Source organism: Stenotrophomonas sp. YJH_SMC_19 (genome assembly GCF_059367915.1).
Map to the genome: position 1 here is coordinate 132179 of NZ_JCAFRI010000008.1, position 21730 is coordinate 153908.

Below are 21730 nucleotides of genomic sequence, written 5' to 3' on the forward strand. Positions count from 1 at the left end.
GCGAATCCCGACTCTATTCGCACCCCCTTCACGCCAGCAAGTGCCAATGGTCGGGGCAGCGGAAGCCCTACCGCGAGCTGGCAGGGTTGAAGTTGTTGAAGGTGCGCTGGTCGTTCAACAGCGCCTTGCCCTTTTCCTCGATCCGGCGGCGCTCGGCCACCGTCAGGCAGCGGCTTTTGGGCATGTTGCTGCCGGTGCTGCGCGTGTGCTGGCAGATCTGCCGGCTGTCCTCGTGGGCACGGGTGAGCAGGGTATTGATCCGCTCCTGGTCGTTGAAGACCTCCCCCTGCACCTGCGGCGGCAGTTCCTGCACGCTCTGGTGGCCGCCCATCCGCGCGGTGATCCGGGCCAGCGCTTCGCGCACGGTGCTGCGGTCATCAGCGGAAATCTCGCTGTAATCGCCATCATCCAGGGCTTTTTCGACCTGGCGCACCTGCTCGGCCACCGGCGACTGCCGGTCCATCTGCACAACGGATTTCTCCGGCTTGGCCGCAGCAGATCCGGCCAGGCCCAGCAACAACGCGATCATCGTGATGCGGTACATCGCCAGCCTCCGATCCATCCAGGAACGATGGGGGCCACTCTACGGCCGTCACGCCACCCCCACAAGGGACAGCGGGCAGGCATAAAAAAGACCCAGGCGGTGCCCCCGCCTAGGTCTGAAGTTGTATCCCGATACCGATCCTGCTGAGAGGCAGAGCTGCGGTTCGCTGAAGCCTACGCGTGGGCCGATTAAAGGCTTGTTAAAGCCGGCCTCATCCGCCCGTGAGAATCTCAAGCCGCTGAATAATCAGGGTTTTTTAAGCTTCTCGACGTGCTCGATGATGCGCGTGGCCACGTCCACCCCGCAGGCGGCCTCGATCCCTTCCAGCCCCGGCGTTGAATTGACCTCCAGCACCAGCGGGCCGCGCGCGGAGCGGATCAGGTCCACCCCGCACACCGACAGTCCCAGCGCCTTGGCCGACCGCACCGCCACCTGCTGCTCGGCACGGCTGGCCTTGGCCGCCACCGCCGTACCCCCGGCATGCAGGTTGGAGCGGAAGTCACCTTCCGGCGCCTGCCGCTGCATCGAGGCAACCACCTGGTCACCGACCACGAAGCAGCGCAGATCGGCGCCCTTGGCCTCGCCGATGAATTCCTGCATCAGGAAATTGGCGTACAACCCGCGCAGGGCCTCGACAATGCCGCGCGAGGCGCTGGCCTTCTCGGTAAGGATCACGCCGCGCCCCTGGGTACCCTCATTGAGCTTCACCACATGCGGCGGTGGGCCCAGCATGGACAACAGGTCGACGGTGTCGTCGGGGTTGTCGCCGAACACAGTGACCGGCATGTCGATGCCCTTGGCCGCCAGCAGCTGGTGTGCGCGCAGCTTGTCGCGCGAACGCAGGATCGCGTCGGACGGATTCGGGGTGCGTGCACCCATCAGTTCGAACTGGCGCAGCACGGCCGTGCCATAGCGGGTGATCGAGGCACCGATGCGCGGGATGACCATGTCCACGCCGGTCATCGGCCGGCCCTTGTAATGCATCGAAAAGCCATCGGCGGCAATGCGCATGTAGCAGCGCAGCGGATCGAGGATGCGCACGGTGTGGCCGCGCGCGCGCGCCGCCTCGACCAGCCGGCGGGTGGAATACAGGGAACTGTTGCGGGACAGGATGGCGAGCTTCATCGCGGCAGGATCGGGCGGCAGGCGCGCAGCATAGCGCGGGCGTGTGGCGGGTGGATGATGCCCTGCGGCGTGGCTTGCTCAGGCGCAGGCGGCACACTGCGGGGGCAGGCCAGACCGCAAGGAAACCCGATGTCGATCACCGTATTCCCGCGCTTCTCCGAAGTGGATGTACTCGGCCACGTCACCAACACCGCCCTGCCCGTCTGGTTCGAGGAAGGCCGCCAGGAGATCTTCCGGCATTTCAGCCACGAGGCCAGCATGCGCGACCTGGCACTGATCCTGCGCCGCTACGAGATCGACTTCCTGCAGCAGATACAGGCGGGACACGAAGTGCGCATCGAGACCTGGATCGAGAGCATTGGCCGCTCCTCGCTGTCGATCGTGCAGCAGGCGTTCCAGTTCGAGGCCCTGGTAGCCAGCGGGCGCTGCGTGATGGTTCATTTCGACTACACGGCCAACGCCTCGCGCGAGATCGATGCGGAGCAGCGCCAGGCGTTGTCGGGGCTGTTCACCGAGGAATATGCACAGTCGCTGCGGGAAACGAGCGCGCGCGCCGCCGAGGCCTGATCAGCGCGAGGGAAGGCGCAGCCTGAAGCGCCCATCCCGGGCGCGCAGCGCCAACCCGGTTTCCCGCCATTCCACAGGCAGCTCCAAGGCCGTGTGGCGCGTGGGGTATCGATGGACGGCATCGAACTCCCAGCGTTCCTCATAGGCTTCGCACTGCAGTGTGCCGTCATCGTCAGCATCGATCACATTGATCCAGGCCATGCTCCGGGCCTTGCCGAAGCCCCCCATCGCATGACGGGCAAAGGCTTGCCAACGACCCTGCCAGCAGACAAGCCACACGCCCTCGATGGGTCGCAGGTTTTCATCAAGCACACTGCCGGCCACCACCAGGCAGCGTCCCGACGGGCTTGCGATCACGGTCTCCAGATCACAGGCATGGCGACCACTGGAGATCTCGTCAAGGTAAAGGGCATACGGGCAGATGCACGCGAACAGGGCCGGATGCGCAGTCACGCGCAGATCATCGGGAAGCAGCGGGACCGCGCGCAGCACCCGGGCATCAGGCAGGACGTGCCTCAGCTCCCGCGGCAATCCGGCGGCCAGCGCCGGATGTCCGTGCTCCAACCATAGGCCTCGGCAGGAATGCAGCTGGGTCACGCCGCCGGACTGGCTGCGCAGCCACGCCGCCGCCCCCGCCTCCCCATCGGTCTGCAGGCGCTCGCCCAGCTGCTGCCGGAACTGGCCGGGATCAGCCGCAAGCACCTGCACCGTCTTTTGGCGCTCGTCGTAGACGATCACTGCTTCGCATCGATCAACATACCCGCTGGCCAGGCGCAGCGCGCCTCCCGGCAGGTCCTGCCATTCACCACTGGCATCACGACTGCCTCCAGTGGATACGCCTTCGACGATGGCGCCATCGCGCAGCATCTGCGTGCTGTACGCCGGTCCGCCCATGCCCAGCTCGCCCCAATCCAACAGCACATCATGTGCGGGCGGCCGTTCGGCAAAGGGCTTCATCGATTGCGAGCGCAGTCGTGAACCGCCCACGGCATTGCCGACCAGATCGATTCGCTGCAGCGCGCCCCCCAACGCAAGGCACACGGCAAGGCCGGCAATCACTCCCAGAGGCGACCACCAGGCCACACAGACGGCGACCAGGGCCAGGAACGGCAACCACTGGGTGTAGCGCCGCAGGGCGGTTCGATCAAGGGACATGCGGATGAGAGAGGCGCCCCAGCGAACTGTCCACGTCTTCAAGGCGGATCCGATCGATTGCGGCCGATGCCGGTTCAAGCATCCTGCGCTCCTGGAACTGCGCCAAATCGATTCTCTTCCTCGCTCCCGGGAAGCAGCATGACCGGAAAGAGGACGAACACCCCCAAGGGAATGAACGCGATCACCGTGTACCAGCCTGACTCGTCGATGTCGTGCAATCTCCTCACGGTCAGGGCCAGCATCGGAGGCAGGAAGACGAAGACAGCGCAGACGGTCATGACCCATCCCACCTTCCACAGGATCTCGGACGTTTCCCAATCCAATGACAGGTACCCGACCAGCCAGTAACCGCGATCCATCACGCTGTAGCTCACCGCCATCACGAACCCGGCCAGCAGCGAATACGACCAGAACTCCCGCCGGTCGGATCGTCCGGAAAAATCAAGGCATCGCCTGATAGGCACAAGTGCAGCGATCATTCACGCTCCGGGCAACGGATGTTGGGCGTCAACAGCTGACGATCTTCTAGCATTGCGAAGCCAAGCATCAACTGAACCCCGCAGCTCGACCGGGCCCGGGAGGCCACAGCAGCCGCAGCTGCAGCGGGGCAGTTCCTGTCCTGCAGGCTCAGCGCAAGGATGCATTCGGACTCGACCGATCCGGCCAAGGGATGTTTGCGAAGCCACGTCCAGCCCTGGCATTCACCGGGCATCTCGACCGGGATCCATGCGCGGAAAAGCGGGGTGCGGATATCGCGGAGCGTCTGCCTGATACAGACCGCTGGAGACATGGAGCGGGCGATGGGAATCGAACCCACGTCAGTAGCTTGGGAAGCTACAGCTCTACCATTGAGCTACGCCCGCGTTGCGGTGGGAAGTCTATGCGCTGGGCCCCGTGTTGCGCAATGGTGCCCATCGCATCAGGCCGGGGGTCAAAGCCCTCTCGTTGCCGAGAGGGCCGACCCCGCCTGGTTTCTGCTTAGAAGGTGCCGCTGAAGTTGGCGAACAGCGTTGCGTCTTGGGCACGCTTCTGCCCGGCCGAAGCGCTCAGGCCGAAGTTGCTCTGCAGCCCGAACAGTTCGGTGCGGGCGCCCAGCACGACGGTCGCGTAGTCCTTGTCGAACTTCAGGCCCGGCACACGGTAGCTGCCCAGTTCCGGCAGGGTCTGCAGCCACGCGCTGCCCTGCTTGGTGTCTTCGAACTCATGGTCGTAGGTCAGCTGCGCGTACGGCTTGAGGGTGCCGCCATCGAAGTGGGCCTGCCAACCGATGCGACCAACGGTCGAATCAACGTTCTGGCGGTCGTAACCCAGCGCGGTAGCCAGGGTGCCGGCCGCAGCGCTTTCGGTGTAACCATCGATCTTCACCTTCTGCCAGATCACCGAAGCGATCGGGCCGTGGCGGAAGCCGCCTTCGGTGCCGAACTCGTAACCGGCGTTCAGGGCGGCGGTCAGGTTGCTGCCGTCCGGCGAACCACCGTGTTCGCGGGTGGCCGGGCCGAGCTGGACCTTGCGGTTCACGTCATACGACAGCCAGGTGTAGCTGACCTGGCCGTTCACCCAGATGCGATCGCCGTACCAGCCGGCGAACAGACCGGCGGTGGTGTCCTTCTGGGTGAAATCGCCACGGCTGTTGCCGAAGTCGGCGTTGAGGCGGCCGAAACCGGCGAAGCCGCCGACCACCATGCCGTCGCGCGCCCAGTCGATGCCGAACAGGCCGGCCGGCGCCAGGCCGTCGTACAGATCCGCGTGGTCGTAGCGCTGCAGGTCACCGCGGACGCCGCCCCACCAGGACAGGCCGTCGGCCGGACGACCGCCCAGGTGCATGCTGACCTGATCGGCACGCGAACGACCGATGGTCTGTGCCGAGTGGCTCAGCACCTGCTGCAGGCGCGGGGCTTCCAGCACCGAGACCGCGTATTGGCCCAGCAGCTGGTGGCCCGCCGTGGTCGGATGCACGCCATCGGCGAACAGATAGGTGTTGGCCGCATCCGGGCTGACGTAGCTGGTCGGATTGCAGGTCAGGATGCTCTGGGTCGAATTGGCCGGATCGATCTTGCAGGCGGTGCTGGTGACGTTGGTGAAGCCGTACATGGCCGGATTGGCGGCGACTTCGCCCAGCACGGTGAAGGTATCGAGCGGGATGAACTCGATGCCGGCCTGCTTCAGGCCACCATAAAGAGCCTTGTTGTAGCCGGCTGACAGCGCGGTGGCGGTGGCCGCGTTCGGGCCGCGGAAGGCCGGAGTCAGGCCGACGTTCGGCAGGTTCGGCACCAGCACGTACTGCGCACCGGCCTGCTTCAGCGCACCCACCAGAGCGATCTGGTCGGTGACGGCGGCGCCGATGATGGCCTGTGCCTGCGCCGGCGCAGCTGCGGCGGCGAACAGGTCATTGGCGCCGCCCCACACCGTGTACAGGACATTGCCGTCAGCCTTGCCGCCGTTGGCGGCCAGATAACGGGCCGCCTGCGACTTCAGCGAGGGGATAGTCCCCATTGCGCTCGGCACGTCCACGCCAACGCGGGCACCACCGACCGCGTAATTGTCACCGTTCTGGCCGTTGCCATTGGCGGCGCCATTGAGGCCATAGTAGTTGGCGACCTGCTGCGACCACACCCAGCCCGGGTTGGTGGTGAACTGGCCGGTCACCGGACGCACATCGGCCGGCAGCAGCGGGCGGAAATAGCCGGCATCGGTCAGGCTGTCGCCGAAGAACACGGCCTTGGAATACGGGGATTCGCCTGCCATGGCCGGAAGCGCGGCCAGCGCGATCGCGGCCGCCATCAGGGTGCGGATCGGGCGTTTGCTGAGCAGCATGAAAAAACTCCTGTGGGGATATCGTTGAGGACCCGGCGGACGTACGCCGGCGCACGGTGAATGGTTTCACTGCGCCGCGTTTTGCTCACGCTGCGCCGCCGCATGGATTGTCGCCCGATCGCCGGGAAACCTGCTGTGCCGGAGCTGGCGCCCCGTTCAATTTGCAAGTGTTCCGATCCCGGCGGGCTATCGGCGACAATGCACGGATGAACATCCAGCTCAATGGCGAACCCCGCGCCCTGCCCGCTTCGGCAACCCTCCACGACCTGCTCGAGGCCGAACAGTTGCTGCAGCGCCGGGTGGCGGTCGAGGTCAACGGCGAGATCGTCAGCCGCAGCCGCCACGGCGAGCACGTCCTGGCCGAAGGCGACGTGGTGGAGATCGTGCACGCGTTGGGCGGGGGCTGAGACCTCCGGGTGGTGCCGGCCGCTGGCCGGCAATCCGACGCTGTCAGGCACCCTGCATGTGCCGGCCAGCGGCCGGCACTACCCTCGCCCTCCTGCGGACAGCACCGCCTTGCGTGATCCCATCTTCAGGCGGATAGGCGATAATCGCGCCATGAACGTTCATGTCTCCCCCGATTCGCTGGTGATCGCCGGCAAGACCTATGGCTCGCGGCTGCTGACCGGCACCGGCAAGTTCAAGGATCTGGAAGAAACCCGCCTGGCCACCGAGGCCGCGGGCGCCCAGATCGTCACCGTGGCGATCCGCCGCACCAACATCGGGCAGAACCCGGGCGAGCCGAACCTGCTCGACGTGCTGCCGCCGGAGCGCTACACCATCCTGCCCAACACCGCCGGCTGCTACACCGCCGAAGACGCCGTGCGCACCTGCCGCCTGGCCCGTGAGCTGCTGGACGGCCATAACCTGACCAAGCTGGAAGTGCTGGGCGACCAGAAGTCGCTGTACCCGGACGTGGTGCAGACCCTCAAGGCTGCCGAGCAGCTGGTCAAGGACGGCTTCGAAGTGATGGTCTACACCTCTGACGATCCGATCCTGGCCAAGCGCCTGGAAGAGATCGGCTGCGCTGCGGTGATGCCGCTGGCCGCGCCGATCGGTTCGGGCCTGGGCATCCAGAACAAGTACAACCTGCTGCAGATCATCGAAGACGCCAAGGTGCCGATCATCGTCGACGCCGGCGTCGGTACCGCGTCGGATGCCGCGATTGCGATGGAGCTGGGCTGCGACGGCGTGCTGATGAACACGGCCATTGCCGGTGCGCGCCACCCGGTGCTGATGGCCAGTGCCATGCGCAAGGCGGTCGAGGCCGGCCGCGAGGCCTTCCTGGCCGGGCGCATCCCGCGCAAGCGCTACGCCAGCGCCTCCTCCCCGGTGGATGGGCTGATCGGCTGATGACCAATCCTTTCGACAGCGCCGGTTCCAAGGCTCCGCCCAAGCCCTTCACCGTAAGCGAGGGCCGCCGCGAGGTGCGCAGCTTCGTGTTGCGCCAAGGCCGCTTCACCCCCGCCCAGCAGCGCGCGTTCGACGAACGCTGGCCGCGCTTCGGCCTCGACTACACCGGCCAACCGCGTGACCTGGACGCCACCTTCGGCCGCCCGGCACACAAGGTGCTGGAAATCGGCTTCGGCAACGGTGCCGCGCTGCGCTTCGCCGCCCAGCACGACCCGTCACGCGATTACATCGGCATCGAAGTGCACGCCCCGGGCGTGGGCCGGCTGCTGAACGCGCTGGCCGACGACAATGCCGACCACGTGCGCCTGTACCACCACGACGCGGTGGAAGTGCTGCAGAACGAGATCGCCGATGGCGCGCTCGATGAAGTGCGCATCTACTTCCCGGACCCGTGGCACAAGAAGCGCCACAACAAGCGCCGCCTGCTGCAGCCGGCGTTCGCCGAACTGCTGGTGCGCAAGCTGCGCCCGGGCGGCCGCCTGCACTGTGCCACCGACTGGGAGGACTACGCCGAGCAGATGTGGGACGTGCTCGATGCCACCGCCGGCCTGGTCAACCGTGCCGGCCCGCGTGGCAGCGTGCCGCGCCCGGACTGGCGCCCGCAGACCCACTTCGAGACCCGCGGCCAGAAGCTCGGCCATGGCGTCTGGGACCTGCTGTACGACCGCACCTGACGATCGCCTGAGGATGCCGCGCCCCACATGGATACCGCGCTGACGCTGACCAACGACATGAAGCTCGTGCTCGGGCTGGTCGGCTTCACGATGGCGATGTTCCTGTTCGAGCGCATCCGCGCCGACGTGGTCGCGCTGGTGGTGCTGGTGGTGCTCGGTGTCACCGGGCTGATCGCGCCGGAGGAAATCTTCGGCGGCTTCTCCGGTAACGCGGTGATGAGCATCATCGCCACCACCATCCTCGGTGCCGGCCTGGACCGCACCGGGGCGCTGAACCGGCTGGCCGCGTGGCTGCTGCGACGCGGTCATGGCGTCGAGCAGCGGTTGCTGATGATGACCACGGCCATTGCCGGCCTGAACTCGTCCTTCATGCAGAACCCGTCGGTGATGGCGCTGTACCTGCCGGTGGCTTCGCGACTGGCAGCGCGCACCGGCCTGACCCTGCAGCGCCTGCTGCTGCCGATTTCGGCGGCGATCGTGATGGGCGGTGCGCTGACCATGGTCGGCAATTCACCGCTGATCCTGCTGAACGACCTGCTGGCCTCGGCCAACAACAACCTGCCCTCGGGCCTGGCCACCATCGAGCCGCTGCGCATGTTCGCGCCGCTGCCGATCGGCGTGGCGCTGCTGATTGCGTCACTGCTGTACTTCCGCTACTACGGCGACCGCAAGCTGATCGAGGAAGAGAACCTGGTCAACGACGGGGTCACCCCGGCGCGCACCGAGAGCTACTTTGCCAAGACCTATGGCATCGAAGGCGATGTGTTCGAGCTGGTGGTCAGTGCCGAAAGCCCGCTGGTGGGCATGACCCTGGGCGAGGCCGAGAACCTGCACGATGCCCCGCTGCTGCTGGCCCTGAAGACCGGCAACGACACCCGCCTGGCGCCGCCGGCGGAGATGCGCATCTGGGTGGGCAGCGTGCTCGGCGCAATGGGTCCGCGCGAGCAGATCAACGACTTCGCGCAGAACCAGTTCCTGCGCATGTCTTCGCGCCTGAAGCACCTGGGTGACCTGTTCAACCCGAGCCGCGCCGGTATTTCCGAGGCGGTGGTACCGCCGACCTCGAACGTGATCGGCAAGAGCGCGGCCGACCTGCGCCTGCGCAAGGAGCGCGGCATCAGCCTGCTGGCGATCAACCGCGACAAGCAGGTGATCCGCGAGGACGTGCGCGACGTGCAGTTGCGCGCCGGCGACATGCTGGTCTTCCACAGCATCTGGACCGACCTGGCACAGGCGGCCAAGAGCCGCGACTTCGTGGTGGTGACCGACTACCCGACCGGCGAACAACGCCCGCACAAGTTCAAGATCGCCATGGCGATCTTCGCGTTGACCATCCTGATCGCGCTGACCAGCAAGCTGCCGGTGGCGCTGACGCTGATGACCGGCGTGGCCGGCATGCTGCTGACCGGCGTGCTGCGCATGGACGAGGCCTATGCCTCGATCAACTGGAAGACGGTGTTCATGATGGCCGGGCTGATTCCGCTCGGCTGGGCGATGGACTCCAGTGGTGCGGCGGCATGGGTGGCCGGCCACACCATCGACAAGCTGCCCACCGGCATCCCGGTGTGGGTGCTGGAGGTGGCGCTGGCGCTGCTGACCACGGCGTTCTCGCTGGTGATCAGCCATGTGGGCGCGACCATCGTGATGGTGCCGATCGCGGTGAACCTGGCACTGGCGGCGGGCGGCAACCCGACCGCGTTCGCGCTGATTGTGGCGCTGTCGGCGTCCAACAATCTGATGACGGCCTCCAACCCGGTGATCTCGATGATCACCGGCCCGGCCAACTACACCCCGCGCGAGATGTGGCGGGTCGGCGGACCGCTGTCGCTGATCTACACCTGCGTGGTGGTGTTGATGATCAACCTGATGTTCTGAGGGTTGGGTTTGTTGGCAGGGCTGCGCCCTGCACCCGCAGAATCAACGTCAACGTCAAAGGCTGGCAATCCGTGGGATGGCGGGGTGGGTCCGGTTGCGGGGGACGCCGTAAACCCGTCCGTGGGGGCTTGGCCGCGGCATCCATGCCGCGGACACCCCCGCAACCGGACCCACCCCGCCTTCGACAGTTTCACGCGGCTGGTGGTGGGTGCCGACCGTTGGTCGGCACCGATCTCGCTCTGGTAGCTGTCGACTTGGTCGACACCGTAGATCCACGCCATGCGTGGATGAATCTCTGGATACCCATTGATGTGGATACCCATTGATCCTGTGGGTGCGAACCTTGGTTCGCACACCGGTTGCCTCAAGCCAGGTAAACCTGCCCGTCGCGCACGTCCACCGGCACCGCGCGCAGGCGGTCGCCCTTGCAGGGGCCGGCGACGCAGTCGCCGCTGTCCAGCGCGAACGAGGCGCCATGCGCGGCGCAGACCAGGTGGCCTTCACGGCTCTTCAGGAACTGGCCCGGGGCCCAGTCCAGGCGGCGGCCGGCGTGCGGGCAGATGTTCAGGAACGCGCGCACCTGCGCACCGTCGCGGTACAGCACCAGCGATTCGGCATCGCCATCAACCACTGCTTCGACCTCGGCAAACGCGCCATCGGCAATGGCATCAAGGGCGATCAGGGCGGCAGGGGCAGTCATGGCGAAGGCTCGGACAGTAAACCCGCATTGTCGCACGCCCACTCAGGTGACTGGCTGCGACATGAACACAAGTCATTGATCCGTAATAAGCACAGGCTATATTTAACGAGTTTTTCACTCAATGACAGTGGCGCGTCCCGATACTCTGGTTTCGCTGATCCCAGCCTATCGAGCCGCCATGTTCAATCGCGCATCCGCCTTCAACCAGTTCCGCACCCTGTTCGCGCCGCGCAAGCCGCGCCATCCGTTGGTGCGCGTTGCCGTGGGCCTGCTTGGCCTGGCGATCCTGGCCGCGATGGTGTTCATCGGCGTGTTCGTCGGTGCGGCGATGATCCTGGTGGGCCTGGCGTGGAAGCTGCTGGCCTCGCGCAAGCCGGGTGTTGCCCGTCCGGTCGACCCGACCGTGGTCGAAGGCGAGTACCGCGTGGTGCGCAAGCCGGTGCTGCCGGCCTCGCGCTGATCCAGGTCTTCCGCGCCCGCTGACGGCGGGCGCCATGCGTTCTAGACTGCGGGCACGCCCTTCCTGGATGCCCGCATGTCCGATGTCTCCGATGTGATCCCTGCCGTAGCCCTGCCGCGTGTCCCGGTAGTGGGCGGTGGCAGTTTCCCCGTGCACCGCATCTACTGCGTCGGCCGCAACTTCGCCGACCACGCCCGCGAAATGGGCGCGGCGGTGCCGACGGTCGATGACCGTGGCCGCCCGATGTTCTTCAGCAAGCCGGCCGATGCGATCGTGATCGGCCATGACGACGTCATCCCCTACCCGTCGGCGACCGCCAACCTTCACCACGAAGTGGAGCTGGTGGTGGCGATCGGCCGTGATGCGCCCGCAGGCGAACTGGCCGTGGCCGATGCCGAAGCACTGGTCTACGGCTACGCCGTCGGCCTGGACCTGACCCGCCGCGACCTGCAGGCTGCGGCCAAGGACAAGGGCCACCCGTGGGATGCCGCAAAGGGCTTCGACGCCTCCGCGCCGATCAGCGAAATCGTCCACGCCGAAGAGGTCGGCGACCTGGCCGCGCTCAACCTGTCGCTGGAGGTCAACGGCGAGGTGCGCCAGCAGGCGCTGCTGGACCAGATGATCTGGAACGTGCCGGAGATCCTGCACGAGCTGTCCAAGCTGTGGCAGCTGCGTGCCGGCGACCTGGTGTTCATGGGCACCCCGTCAGGCGTGGCTGCACTGAAGCCCGGCGACCGCTTCAGCGCGCGCCTGGAAAACGTGGCCGAGCGCCACGGCGTGATCGCCGGCTGACACTACCTGCGCTACCCTGCGCGCTGTCCACTTCCCCACCGGAGAAAAACAACAATGGGAATGCTCACCGAGTTCAAGGAATTCGCGATGCGCGGCAACGTCATCGACCTCGCCGTCGGCGTGGTGATCGGCGCGGCCTTCGGCAAGATCGTGACGGCGCTGGTCGAGAAGATCATCATGCCGCCGCTGGGCTACCTGATCGGCCGCGTGGACTTCTCCAGCCTGGCCTGGACCCTGTCGCCGGCCCACCTGGGTCCGGATGGCAAGGAGATTCCGGCCGTGGTGGTTGGCTACGGCGACTTCATCAATACCATCATCCAGTTCGTGATCGTGGCCTTCGCCATCTTCATCGTGGTCAAGGCGATCAACCGCCTCTCGCGCAAGCAGGAGGCTGCACCGGCCGCACCGGCCGAGGAAGTGGTGCTGCTGCGCGAGATCCGCGACAGCCTGAAGAAATAAGGCGGCAGAACGGTAGTGCCGGCCGCTGGCCGGCAATGTCGGAACATGCGGAAGCCGGCCAGCGGCCGGCACTACCGCGACTGCGCGAAAGCCCCGCTCCGGCGGGGCTTTCGCTTTGCCGGACATGGCGGAAAACAGCGTTCGCGCCAGCCATGACCTCCCGCCCATGCGCCGGACTGAACGACTGTTAAGCTCCAAGGCTTGGTCCCTTCCCGGAGCTGTCCATGCGTCGCCGCGTCCTTGCCATCGCATCCTCCCTCGCCCTGCTGGCCGCCCCGGCCTTCGCGGCGCCGCATACCACCACCCTGCCCCCGGCGTCGCTGGCCACCGCCGCACAGCTGCGCGACCAGGCGCTGGCCGATGACACCGGCTGGAAGGTGGTCGAATCGCTCACCACCGAAATCGGCCCGCGCATCGCCGGCAGCGAGGCCGACGCCCGCGCCGTGGCCTGGGCCGAAGCCAAGTTCAAGGCATTGGGCTTCGACAAGGTGTGGAAGGAACCGGTGACCTTCCCGAAGTGGGAGCGCCGCAGTGAACACGCTGCCGTGACCGGCAGGAACCCGCAGCCGCTGCAGATCACTGCGCTGGGCGGCAGCCCGGGCGGCACGGTGGAAGCGGAGGTGGTGCGCTTCGCCGATCTGGCCGCCCTGCAGGCGGCACCGGCCGGTTCGCTGAAGGGCAAGATCGCCTTCGTCGATTACCAGATGCTGCCGTTCCGCGATGGCCGCGACTACGGCCGCGGCGGTGCAATCCGCAGCAAGGGACCGTCAGAAGCGATCCGCAAGGGCGCGGTGGGCTTCCTGATGCGCTCGGCCGGTACCGACTCCCACCGCGTGCCGCACACCGGCATCACCCGTTTCGATGATGGTTTGACCCCGGTGCCGTCGGCGGCACTGTCGGTGCCCGATGCCGACCAGCTGGCGCGCCTGCTGGCCCGTGGCAGCACCACGGTGAAGGTGGCGCTGGACTGTGGCTGGGATGGTACGGCGACCTCGTACAACGTGATCGGCGAGATCACCGGCCGCAGACTGCCGAAGGAAGTTGTGGTGATCGGCGGCCATCTGGATTCGTGGGACCTGGGCACCGGCGCGGTCGATGACGGCGCGGGCGTGGGCATCACCATGGCCGCCGGCCACCTGATCGGCCAGCTCAAGCAGGCACCGAAGCGCACCATCCGCGTGATCGCCTTCGCCAACGAGGAACAGGGCCTCTACGGCGGCAAGGCCTATGCCGAGGCACACGCCAAGGACGTGGCCCTGCACCAGCTGGCCGCCGAGAGCGACTTCGGCGCAGGCCGCATCTACGCCTTCAATACCGGTTCACCGAATCCGGAAGGCTCACGTGAAGCGACCAGGCAGATTGCCGAAGTAATGAAGCCGCTGGGCATCGAGTACCAGGCCGACAAGGGCGGCCCGGGCCCGGACGTCGGCCCGCTGGCCGCCAAGGGCGGTGCGTGGGCGTGGCTGGCGCAGGACGGCTCGGACTACTTCCACCTGCACCACACCGCCGACGACACGCTGGACAAGATCGACCCGAAGGCGCTGGCGCAGAACGTGGCCGCGTATACGGTGTTCGCGTACCTGGCGGCGGAAGCCGATGGCAGTTTCGGCAGCGAAGCCAAGGCGACCACGCCTCCGAACGAATGATGCGGTAGTGCCGGGCCATGCCCGGCGAGCGCAGCGGCAGGAGCGGTGCGAACCAAGGTTCGCACCCACCAAGGCGGGTCCTGAATCAGGAACCCGGCAGGGTCAGAGCCCTCGCCTGCGGCGAGGGATCCGACCCCGATCATGCGACCCCGGATACGGGATCACCCGCGGCGACTTGCCCACTGCGCCAGCAGCACGGCCGTGGCCGAGGCCACGTTCAGGCTCTCCACCGCGCCACTGCCGGGAATCGAGACCCGCATGTCGCATTCGCTGGCCAGGCCGCGGTCCATGCCCTCGCCTTCAGCGCCCATCACGTACACAAGGCGCGACGGCAGCGACGCGCGGAACACGTCATCACCGCCCTCGACCAGGGTTGCGGCCAGGCCGAAACCGGCACTGCGCAGCTGCGCCATCGCCTCTGCAGTCTCCGGCAGCTGCACCAGCGGCACCGACTCCGCCCCGCCTTCGGCCACGCGTGCGGCAGCACCGGACAGCGCCAGCGTGCTGCCGGCCGGCAGCAGCAGCGCCTTGACGCCGAAATGCGCGGCCGAGCGCAGGATCGCGCCGAAGTTGTGCGGGTTGCCGACACCATCCAGCCACAACGCCAGCACCGGGCCCTGCTCCAGATCGGCCAGCCACTGCGCCAGCGGCACGACCGGCGCACGCAGCACGTCGGCCACCAGGCCCTCGTGATGGGTCGTGGCAGCCAGCTTGTTGAGATCGCCTTCCTCCACCACGCGATAGCCCACGCGGTTGGCCACGCACCACTTCAGCACCGGCTGCATGCGCGGAATCAGCGCGTCCACCAGGTACAGCTTGCGCAGCGCCTGCGGGCGCTTGGCGAACAGCGCCTGTACGGCGTTCCAGCCATACAGGCGCAGTTCGTCGTTGCCGCGCCCCGGCGGCGGCGGGGTGCCGCCCTCACGCGGTGGCAGCGGGGTGGCCCGCGGCGGTCGCGACGACGGGCGGCGGGCATTCTTCCAGGGATCATTCACTACGGGACAACTCCAGCTTGCGTTGACGCCAGAAATCGGCGTTCTTGATGCCCAGGGCATCGGGGTCGAAGATTGGATCGAGGCCGAGCTTCTTCTGTCGTTCGTAATCACGCAGGGCGAGCATGGCCGGCTTCTGGATGATGAGGATGGCAATGATGTTCAGCCAGGCCATCAGGCCGACGCCGATGTCACCCAGCGCCCAGGCCAGAGTCGCATTATGGAACGCGCCGAACACCACCATGCCGATGATGCCCAGGCGCAGCACCAGCACGGTCAGCGGGCGCTTCCTGTTGTGGTTCACATAGCTGAGGTTGGTCTCGGCCATGTAGTAGTACGCCATGATGGTGGTGAAGGCGAAGAAGAAGATGGCGATGGACACGAACGCCGAACCCCAGCCCGGCAGCACGGCTTCCACGCCGGCCTGGGCGTAACCGGCGCCTTCGGGAATGCCGGCCAGGCCCTGGAAGATCGGCGGGGCGCCGGCACCTGCCGGCGAGTACACGTTGTAGGTGCCGCTGGCCAGGATCAGGAACGCGGTGGCGGTGCACACCATCATGGTGTCGAAGTAGATGGCGAAGGCCTGCACGTAGCCCTGCTTGGCCGGGTGCGAGACTTCCGAGGCGGCCGCTGCATGCGGGCCCGAACCCTGGCCGGCTTCGTTGGCGTAGATGCCGCGCTTGATGCCCCACTCCACTGCCAGGCCCATCATCGCGCCGAACGCGGCGTGGGTGCCGAAGGCGCTGCTGAAGATGATGTTGAACATCTCCGGCACGCGGTCGTAGTTGATGATCATGATGACGATGGCCATCAGGATGAAGCCGGCGGCCATGAACGGCACCACCACTTCGGCGAAGTTGGCGATGCGCTTGACGCCACCGAAGATCACCACGCCCAGCAGCAGCGCGACCACGATGCCGATGCCCAGCTTCAGCGCCTGCACCGATTCCATGCCGAAGGCCTGGCCGTCGAGCGGACCGCACAGGGCAGTACCGCGGCAGGCGTTGATGATGCTGTCGGCGATCGCGTTGGCCTGCACGCCCGGCATCAGGAAGCCGGCGGCGATGATCGTGGCGATGGCGAAGGCCAGCGCGTACCACTTCAGGCCCATGGCCTTTTCGATGTAGTAGGCCGGGCCACCGCGGTAGCGGCCTTCAGCGTCCTTGGTCTTGTAGATCTGCGCCAGGGTGCATTCCACGTACGAGGTGGACGCGCCGAGGAAGCCCATCACCCACATCCAGAAGATCGCACCGGGGCCGCCGAAGGCGATGGCGGTGGCCACGCCGGCGATGTTGCCGATGCCCATGCGGCCGGCCATCGACATGGCCAGGGCCTGGAACGAGGACACGCCGGCGTCGGATTTCTCACCCTTGACGGTGAGGCGGCACATCTCGAGGAAGCCGCGGATCTGCATGAAGCGCGTGCGCAGGCTGAAGAACAGGCCGGCGCCCAGGCACACGAAGATCAGTGCCTTGCTCCAGATGATGCTGTTGATGAAATGTACGGTTGCTTCCACGCGCGCTCTCTCCAGTCGGCGGGTTGTAAGGACGTCCCGTCGGCTGGAAGGGACCGGTCGATTCTCCCTGATCGAAGGCCGCTGCGGTAGCGCCAAGAGGATGGGGTCGGATCCCTTGCGCGCCGCGCAAGGGCTCCGACCCCAGTTCGCCCGTGTGGCAGGTTGGGGTCAGGGCAGCTGGGTGCGTACCCGGGCGAAGCGGCGCAGGTCGTGCAGGACGCCGCGCTTGTAGACCGCACAGCGCTCCACGCCCTCTTCCTGGAAGCCGTTCTTCTCCAGTACACGGGCCGAGCCGAGGTTGAAGTCGACCACGGTGGCCTGCAGCCTGAACAGGCGCAGTTCGTCCATCACCCACGGTGCGAACAGGCCAACCACGCGGGTCATCACGCCCTGCCCCCAGTAGGCCTGGCCGAGCCAGTAACCCAGTTCGGCGGTATGCCCACGCTCGGCCACGCCCTGCTGGGCACCGACGCTGCCGCAGGCCTGGCCGTCGATCTCGATGGCCAGGTTCAGGGTTCCGGGGGCAAGCACGCGGCCGGCGAGGAAGGCCTCGCCATCCTCGCGCGTGTACGGGTACGGAAAGCGATCACGCAGGCCCCGCGACACCTCGGCGTCGTCGGCATGCCGCAGCAGGGATTCCAGGTCTTCCGGGCGCCAGGGGCGCAGGCGGAAACCTTCTCCCTGTAGTGGCGGGGTCAGAGCCCTTTCCCTTTGGGAAAGGGATCCGACCCCGTCGGCGTGCCGGTCAGGCATGGCCACCCACCGAGGGCGATTCGGCTTCCTGCTTCTCCAGCTCTCGCTTCACCGCTTCCGGCGAGCGGGTGTACGGGGCCAGCCGCGCGTAGAACGCCGGCACCACGAACAGCGACAGGAACGTCGAAAGAGTCACGCCGAAGATGATCACGATGCCGATCGTGCCACGGCTGGCCGAGCCGGGGCCACCGGCCACCACCAGCGGAATCGCGCCGACCACGGTGGCGATCGAGGTCATCAGGATCGGGCGCAGGCGCACCATCGCCGATTCGATGATCGCCTCGCGCACGGTTCTTCCGTCGTCGCGCAGCTGGTTGGCGAATTCGACGATGAGGATGCCGTTCTTCGCTGCCAGGCCGACCAGCATGACGATGCCGATCTGGCTGAACAGGTTCACCGTGCCGCCGCTCACCCACAACCCGACCAAGGCACCGAGCACGCCCAGCGGCACGGTCAGCATGATGGTGAGCGGGTGGATGAAGCTCTCGAACTGCGCGGCCAGCACCAGGTAAACCACCAGCAGGGCCATGGCGAAGGTCAGCAGCACCGCGCCACCCGCACTCTGGTACTCGCGCGATTCGCCCTTCCAGTTCACCTGCGCGTACTGCGGCAGTTCCTCGCGGGCCACGTTCTGCGCCCAGGCGATGGCCTCGCCCAGCGGATAGCCCGGTGCCAGGCCGGCGGTGATGGTGATCGAGCGCAGGCGGTTGAAGCGGTTCAGCGTGCCCGCCTCGGCCACTTCACTGAGCGTGACCAGGTTGGACAGCGGCACCAGTTCGCCGGAGGTGGCGCGCACGCGGATCGCGGCCAGGTCGGCCGGGCTGGCACGGCCATCGCGACCGGCCTGCACCAGCACGTCGTACTCCTCGCCGTTGTCGACGAAGGTGGTAACGCGACGCGAACCCATCATGGTTTCCAGCGCCGAACCGATCGCGGTGACCGGCACGCCGAGATCCGCCGCACGCTGGCGGTCGATGTTCACCCGCATCTGCGGCCGGGTTTCCTTGTAGTCCGAATCCGGGCCGACCAGGCCGGGATTGTCGGCCATGCGCAGCAGGATGCGGTCACGCCACTGCGCGATCTCGGCGTATTCCGGGCCGCCCAGCACGATCTGGAATGGCTGGCCGCCACTGCGCACCAGCCCGCCGCCCACCTGCGTACGCACGCGCACGCCGCGGATGGTGTCCAGTTCCTTCTGCAGTGCGTTGGCCACGTCCGGCGTGGCCTCGCTGCGCTGGCGCCACGGCTGCAGGAAGATGCTGACGCGGCCGGTGTGCATTTCCTCGCTGGCACCGAAGCCGCCGGGCACGCGGGGGTTGGCACGCACGATCGGCTTGTCCGGGCCGACGTGAGGGGCCAGCAGCGCTTCCACCTGCTGTACCTGCTGCACGGTGTAGTCGTAGCCGGCGCCTTCCGGGCCGTCGATCATGATCTGGAACGAACCGCGGTCTTCGGCCGGCGCCAGCTCCGACGGCAGCAGTTTCAGCAGGCCCCAGCTGGCGGCCAGCGCGGCCACCATCACCAGCAGGTAGATCCAGGTGCGGTCCACGTGATGGTCGAGCACGCGACCATAGCCGGAGGCCAGGCGCTCCAGGTTGCGGTTGACGAAGCCATGCAGGCCGCGCGGTGCCTGCCCGGTGTGCGGCTTGAGCAGTTTGGAGGCCATCATCGGCGTCAGCGTCAGCGCCACGAACGCGGACAACGCAACCGCTGCCGCCAGCGCCACCGCCAGTTCGCGGAACAGGCGGCCGGTATTGCCTTCCAGGAAACCGACCGGCAGGAACACCGCCACCAGCACGGCGGTGGTGGCGATCACCGCGAAGGCGACCTGCGTGGTACCGCGCTTGGAGGCCACCAGCGGGGGCTCGCCCAGGTCGATGCGGCGCTGCACGTTTTCCACCACCACGATCGCATCGTCCACCACCAGGCCGATGCACAGCACCAGGGCCAGCAGGGTCAGCAGGTTGATCGAGAAATCGAACGCATACAGCGCGATGAACGCCGCGACCAGGCAGACCGGCACGGTCACGGCCGGAATCAGCGCAGCGCGGAAACTGCCAAGGAACAGCCAGATCACCGCCAGCACCAGGATCATCGCTTCCACCAGCGTGGCGTAGACGCGATCCACCGCCGCTTCGATGAAGGTGGTGTTGTCGAAGGCGACGAAGATCTGCGTGCCCTTGGGCAGGGTCAGCGCCACCCGCTCGGCTTCAGCGCGCGCGGTACGCGCCACGTCCAGCGAGTTGGCAGTGGAGGTCTTGACGATGCCCAGGCCGATGCCCGGCTCGCCGTTGCTGCGGTAGTACGCGCGACGCTCGGCCGAAGCCAGTTCGATCTTCGCCACGTCGCCCATGCGCACCACGTAACCGTCGCGGCCCTTGCCCAGCGGGATGGTCGCAAAGTCTTCCGGCTTGATGTAGCTGCGCTCCACGCGCAGGGTGAAGTCACGGTCGGTCGACTCGATGCGGCCGGCCGGCAATTCCACGTTCTCGTTGCGCAGTGCGGTTTCCACATCGCCAGTGGTCAGCCCGCGCGCGGCCAGCTGGTCACGGTCCAGCCAGATGCGCATCGCATAGCGCTGGCGGCCACCGATGCGGACCTGGGCCACGCCATCGAGGCTGGAGAAACGATCGACCACGTAGCGGTCGGCGTAGTCGCTCAGCTCCAGCGTGTCCATGGTCGAGGAGACCATGTTGAACCAGATGATCGGGTCGGCATCGCTCTCGACCTTGGCGATTTCCGGCGGACGCGCTTCTTCGGGCATGCGGTCGGCGACGCGGCTGACCGCATCGCGCACGTCATTGGCCGCCGCTTCGATATCGCGGTTGGAGGTGAACTCGATGCTGACCTGCGAGCGGCCGTTGGTGCTGCGCGCATTGATCGTATCGATGCCTTCGATGCCGGCCAGCGCATCTTCCAGCACCTGGGTGATGCGGCTTTCGATGACCGCCGCCGAGGCGCCGGTGTAGTCCACCGACACCGACACGATCGGCGGATCGATGGCGGGCAGTTCGCGCAGGGTCAGGCGGGTGAAGGACATCACGCCCAGCACCAGCAGCAACAGGCTCATCACCACGGCGAACACCGGCCGCTGGATGGAGATGTCGGACAGCTTCATCCGCCGTGGCCCTCGGCCGCGACCGGCGCCGGTGCATCCGCCGGCTTGGCACCGCTGGCCGGCGCCGCATCCTTGGCCGCGACCTTCAGGCCCGGGCGCAGCTTGCCGGTGCCATCGACCACGATGCGCTGGCCGGCTTCCAGGCCCTGCTTGATCTCAACCACGCCGGCACGGCGCGCACCGGTCACCACGTCCACGCGCTCGACGCTGTCGTCGCTCTTGATGCGGTACACGAACGTGTCGCGGCCCACCTGCACCACGGCAATTTCCGGCACCACCAGCGCCGGGCGCTCGGGGCGGAACAGGCGCACGTCCAGCAGCATGCCCGGGCGCAGCGCGTGGTCGCTGTTGGCGAAATCGCCGCGCACGGTCACCGCACGGGTCGCCGGGTCGATGCGTGCGTCGATGGTGCTGACCACGCCCTCGAAGGTGCGGCCCGGCCACGCCACGCTGGTGGCGCTGACCTTGTCACCGACGCCCAGTGCGGCCAGTTCCACTTCCGGCACCTGGAAATCGATGTGCATGTGCTCGATGTCGTCGAGCGTAGCAATGACCGTGGTCGGGGTCACCAGCGAGCCTGGGCTGACCTGGCGGATGCCGAGCACGCCGGCGAACGGTGCGCGCACACGGCGATCACCGATGTCGGCCTGCATCTGCATCACGCGCGCCTCGGCGGCATCACGGATCGACTTCTGCGTATCCAGCGTGGCGCTGGACACCAACCGCTGGGAGGCCAGCTCGCGCTGGCGCTTGTACAACTGGTCGGCCTCGTGGAAGGTGGCCTGCGCCTGAACCAGCGCCGCTTCCTGGGCCTGCCCGCGCAGCGTCACGATCGGTGCGCCGGCGGCGATGTGCTGGCCGCTTTCGAAATGCACCTTCTCGACGATTTCGCTGACCTTGGCGGTGACGCTGATCGACTCGCGCGCCTTGGCCGTGCCCAGCGCCTGCAGGGTGTCGTTCCACTGCGTGGGCTGCACCACCTGCGCCGTGACCGGCACTGCTTCGCCCTGCCGACGCGCGGCGGCCTCCTGTTTGCCTGCGCACCCGGCCAACACGGCCAGGCTGAGGCCAAGGGCCAGGGTCGAAGCGATACGAGCCAGCATGAATGGTCCTGATTGATCCACGGC

20 protein-coding genes and 1 tRNA gene are annotated in these 21730 nt (G+C 67.0%); 9 read left to right on the plus strand and 12 right to left on the minus strand.

Going from position 1 to position 21730, the window contains the following annotated elements; all coding sequences use genetic code 11:
- Window positions 1-67: 67 nt before the first annotated feature.
- Window positions 68-544, minus strand: coding sequence for a hypothetical protein (locus AC5P5R_RS10965; protein WP_005410806.1), 477 nt, complete (start codon window positions 542-544; stop codon window positions 68-70).
- Window positions 545-790: 246 nt separating this feature from the next.
- On the minus strand, window positions 791-1669 hold the full coding sequence (rimK, locus tag AC5P5R_RS10970; protein WP_005410807.1) for a 30S ribosomal protein S6--L-glutamate ligase: 879 nt from the start codon (window positions 1667-1669) through the stop codon (window positions 791-793).
- 129 nt (window positions 1670-1798) lie between these two features.
- Here rimK and AC5P5R_RS10975 point away from each other — a divergent pair, with 129 nt between their 5' ends.
- Window positions 1799-2236, plus strand: coding sequence for an acyl-CoA thioesterase (locus AC5P5R_RS10975; RefSeq protein ID WP_100438369.1), 438 nt, complete (start codon window positions 1799-1801; stop codon window positions 2234-2236).
- Here the strand turns inward: AC5P5R_RS10975 and AC5P5R_RS10980 are convergent, their stop codons facing one another.
- From AC5P5R_RS10980 to AC5P5R_RS10995, 4 genes are all read right to left on the minus strand, one after another.
- Window positions 2237-3391 (minus strand): hypothetical protein, encoded by a 1155-nt coding sequence (locus tag AC5P5R_RS10980; protein WP_100438370.1) that lies wholly within the window; start codon window positions 3389-3391, stop codon window positions 2237-2239. It abuts the gene before it with no gap.
- Between the two features lie 74 nt (window positions 3392-3465).
- Window positions 3466-3870 carry a DUF805 domain-containing protein gene (locus AC5P5R_RS10985; RefSeq protein ID WP_100438371.1) on the minus strand — a complete coding sequence of 135 codons (405 nt, stop codon included), beginning with the start codon at window positions 3868-3870 and terminating at the stop codon, window positions 3466-3468.
- 310 nt (window positions 3871-4180) lie between these two features.
- Window positions 4181-4254 (minus strand) — tRNA-Gly (locus tag AC5P5R_RS10990).
- A gap of 115 nt (window positions 4255-4369) precedes the next feature.
- Window positions 4370-6205, minus strand: a complete 1836-nt coding sequence (locus tag AC5P5R_RS10995) for an autotransporter outer membrane beta-barrel domain-containing protein (protein WP_100438373.1) — start codon at window positions 6203-6205, stop codon at window positions 4370-4372.
- Window positions 6206-6411: 206 nt separating this feature from the next.
- Between AC5P5R_RS10995 and thiS the strand changes: the two genes are divergently transcribed.
- The 4 genes from thiS to AC5P5R_RS11015 all read left to right on the plus strand — a co-directional run bounded on the left by thiS (window position 6412) and on the right by AC5P5R_RS11015 (window position 10167).
- Window positions 6412-6612: a sulfur carrier protein ThiS gene (thiS, locus tag AC5P5R_RS11000; RefSeq protein WP_005410812.1), complete on the plus strand. Its 201-nt coding sequence runs from the start codon at window positions 6412-6414 to the stop codon at window positions 6610-6612.
- Between the two features lie 151 nt (window positions 6613-6763).
- Complete coding sequence (locus tag AC5P5R_RS11005) at window positions 6764-7558, plus strand: thiazole synthase (RefSeq protein WP_005410813.1); 795 nt, start codon at window positions 6764-6766, stop codon at window positions 7556-7558.
- The gene (trmB, locus tag AC5P5R_RS11010; RefSeq protein ID WP_005410814.1) at window positions 7558-8292 is read left to right on the plus strand and encodes a tRNA (guanosine(46)-N7)-methyltransferase TrmB; all 735 of its coding nucleotides are present in this window, start codon (window positions 7558-7560) and stop codon (window positions 8290-8292) included. Before AC5P5R_RS11005 ends, trmB begins: the two co-directional genes overlap by 1 nt.
- 27 nt (window positions 8293-8319) lie before the next feature.
- Window positions 8320-10167, plus strand: coding sequence for an SLC13 family permease (locus tag AC5P5R_RS11015; RefSeq protein ID WP_099561921.1), 1848 nt, complete (start codon window positions 8320-8322; stop codon window positions 10165-10167).
- Window positions 10168-10531: 364 nt separating this feature from the next.
- On the opposite strand, the gene AC5P5R_RS11020 is transcribed toward AC5P5R_RS11015, so the two are convergent.
- On the minus strand, window positions 10532-10867 hold the full coding sequence (locus tag AC5P5R_RS11020; RefSeq protein WP_062605770.1) for a Rieske (2Fe-2S) protein: 336 nt from the start codon (window positions 10865-10867) through the stop codon (window positions 10532-10534).
- 178 nt (window positions 10868-11045) lie between these two features.
- Here AC5P5R_RS11020 and AC5P5R_RS11025 point away from each other — a divergent pair, with 178 nt between their 5' ends.
- From AC5P5R_RS11025 to AC5P5R_RS11040, 4 genes are all read left to right on the plus strand, one after another.
- Window positions 11046-11327 carry a hypothetical protein gene (locus AC5P5R_RS11025; protein WP_005410817.1) on the plus strand — a complete coding sequence of 94 codons (282 nt, stop codon included), beginning with the start codon at window positions 11046-11048 and terminating at the stop codon, window positions 11325-11327.
- Window positions 11328-11402: 75 nt separating this feature from the next.
- The gene (locus AC5P5R_RS11030; RefSeq protein ID WP_100438374.1) at window positions 11403-12119 is read left to right on the plus strand and encodes a fumarylacetoacetate hydrolase family protein; all 717 of its coding nucleotides are present in this window, start codon (window positions 11403-11405) and stop codon (window positions 12117-12119) included.
- Between the two features lie 54 nt (window positions 12120-12173).
- Complete coding sequence (mscL, locus tag AC5P5R_RS11035; protein ID WP_014038282.1) at window positions 12174-12578, plus strand: large-conductance mechanosensitive channel protein MscL; 405 nt, start codon at window positions 12174-12176, stop codon at window positions 12576-12578.
- Between the two features lie 224 nt (window positions 12579-12802).
- Window positions 12803-14224, plus strand: a complete 1422-nt coding sequence (locus AC5P5R_RS11040; RefSeq protein WP_100438375.1) for a M28 family peptidase — start codon at window positions 12803-12805, stop codon at window positions 14222-14224.
- A 161-nt stretch (window positions 14225-14385) separates the two neighbouring features.
- Here AC5P5R_RS11040 and AC5P5R_RS11045 read toward each other — a convergent pair whose 3' ends face one another.
- The 5 genes from AC5P5R_RS11045 to AC5P5R_RS11065 form a co-directional block, all read right to left on the minus strand.
- Window positions 14386-15219, minus strand: coding sequence for a TrmH family RNA methyltransferase (locus AC5P5R_RS11045; RefSeq protein ID WP_062605768.1), 834 nt, complete (start codon window positions 15217-15219; stop codon window positions 14386-14388).
- Window positions 15212-16732: an alanine/glycine:cation symporter family protein gene (locus AC5P5R_RS11050; protein ID WP_005414320.1), complete on the minus strand. Its 1521-nt coding sequence runs from the start codon at window positions 16730-16732 to the stop codon at window positions 15212-15214. Before AC5P5R_RS11050 ends, AC5P5R_RS11045 begins: the two co-directional genes overlap by 8 nt.
- A gap of 168 nt (window positions 16733-16900) precedes the next feature.
- Complete coding sequence (locus AC5P5R_RS11055; protein ID WP_100438376.1) at window positions 16901-17485, minus strand: GNAT family N-acetyltransferase; 585 nt, start codon at window positions 17483-17485, stop codon at window positions 16901-16903.
- Entirely contained in the window at window positions 17478-20603 is a 3126-nt protein-coding gene (locus tag AC5P5R_RS11060; protein WP_100438377.1) for an efflux RND transporter permease subunit, read from the minus strand. Before AC5P5R_RS11060 ends, AC5P5R_RS11055 begins: the two co-directional genes overlap by 8 nt.
- Window positions 20600-21706, minus strand: coding sequence for an efflux RND transporter periplasmic adaptor subunit (locus AC5P5R_RS11065; RefSeq protein WP_060380122.1), 1107 nt, complete (start codon window positions 21704-21706; stop codon window positions 20600-20602). Before AC5P5R_RS11065 ends, AC5P5R_RS11060 begins: the two co-directional genes overlap by 4 nt.
- Window positions 21707-21730: the final 24 nt, after the last annotated feature.

Excerpts from the sequence above, each read along its gene's own strand:
- AC5P5R_RS10965 (WP_005410806.1), bottom strand. The coding sequence starts at position 544 with ATGTACCGCATCACGATGATCGCGTTGTTGCTGGGCCTGGCCGGATCT.
- rimK (WP_005410807.1), bottom strand. The coding sequence starts at position 1,669 with ATGAAGCTCGCCATCCTGTCCCGCAACAGTTCCCTGTATTCCACCCGC.
- AC5P5R_RS10975 (WP_100438369.1), top strand. The coding sequence starts at position 1,799 with ATGTCGATCACCGTATTCCCGCGCTTCTCCGAAGTGGATGTACTCGGC.
- AC5P5R_RS10980 (WP_100438370.1), bottom strand. The coding sequence starts at position 3,391 with ATGTCCCTTGATCGAACCGCCCTGCGGCGCTACACCCAGTGGTTGCCG.
- AC5P5R_RS10985 (WP_100438371.1), bottom strand. The coding sequence starts at position 3,870 with ATGATCGCTGCACTTGTGCCTATCAGGCGATGCCTTGATTTTTCCGGA.
- AC5P5R_RS10995 (WP_100438373.1), bottom strand. The coding sequence starts at position 6,205 with ATGCTGCTCAGCAAACGCCCGATCCGCACCCTGATGGCGGCCGCGATC.
- thiS (WP_005410812.1), top strand. The coding sequence starts at position 6,412 with ATGAACATCCAGCTCAATGGCGAACCCCGCGCCCTGCCCGCTTCGGCA.
- AC5P5R_RS11005 (WP_005410813.1), top strand. The coding sequence starts at position 6,764 with ATGAACGTTCATGTCTCCCCCGATTCGCTGGTGATCGCCGGCAAGACC.
- trmB (WP_005410814.1), top strand. The coding sequence starts at position 7,558 with ATGACCAATCCTTTCGACAGCGCCGGTTCCAAGGCTCCGCCCAAGCCC.
- AC5P5R_RS11015 (WP_099561921.1), top strand. The coding sequence starts at position 8,320 with ATGGATACCGCGCTGACGCTGACCAACGACATGAAGCTCGTGCTCGGG.
- AC5P5R_RS11020 (WP_062605770.1), bottom strand. The coding sequence starts at position 10,867 with ATGACTGCCCCTGCCGCCCTGATCGCCCTTGATGCCATTGCCGATGGC.
- AC5P5R_RS11025 (WP_005410817.1), top strand. The coding sequence starts at position 11,046 with ATGTTCAATCGCGCATCCGCCTTCAACCAGTTCCGCACCCTGTTCGCG.
- AC5P5R_RS11030 (WP_100438374.1), top strand. The coding sequence starts at position 11,403 with ATGTCCGATGTCTCCGATGTGATCCCTGCCGTAGCCCTGCCGCGTGTC.
- mscL (WP_014038282.1), top strand. The coding sequence starts at position 12,174 with ATGGGAATGCTCACCGAGTTCAAGGAATTCGCGATGCGCGGCAACGTC.
- AC5P5R_RS11040 (WP_100438375.1), top strand. The coding sequence starts at position 12,803 with ATGCGTCGCCGCGTCCTTGCCATCGCATCCTCCCTCGCCCTGCTGGCC.
- AC5P5R_RS11055 (WP_100438376.1), bottom strand. The coding sequence starts at position 17,485 with ATGCCTGACCGGCACGCCGACGGGGTCGGATCCCTTTCCCAAAGGGAA.
- AC5P5R_RS11060 (WP_100438377.1), bottom strand. The coding sequence starts at position 20,603 with ATGAAGCTGTCCGACATCTCCATCCAGCGGCCGGTGTTCGCCGTGGTG.
- AC5P5R_RS11065 (WP_060380122.1), bottom strand. The coding sequence starts at position 21,706 with ATGCTGGCTCGTATCGCTTCGACCCTGGCCCTTGGCCTCAGCCTGGCC.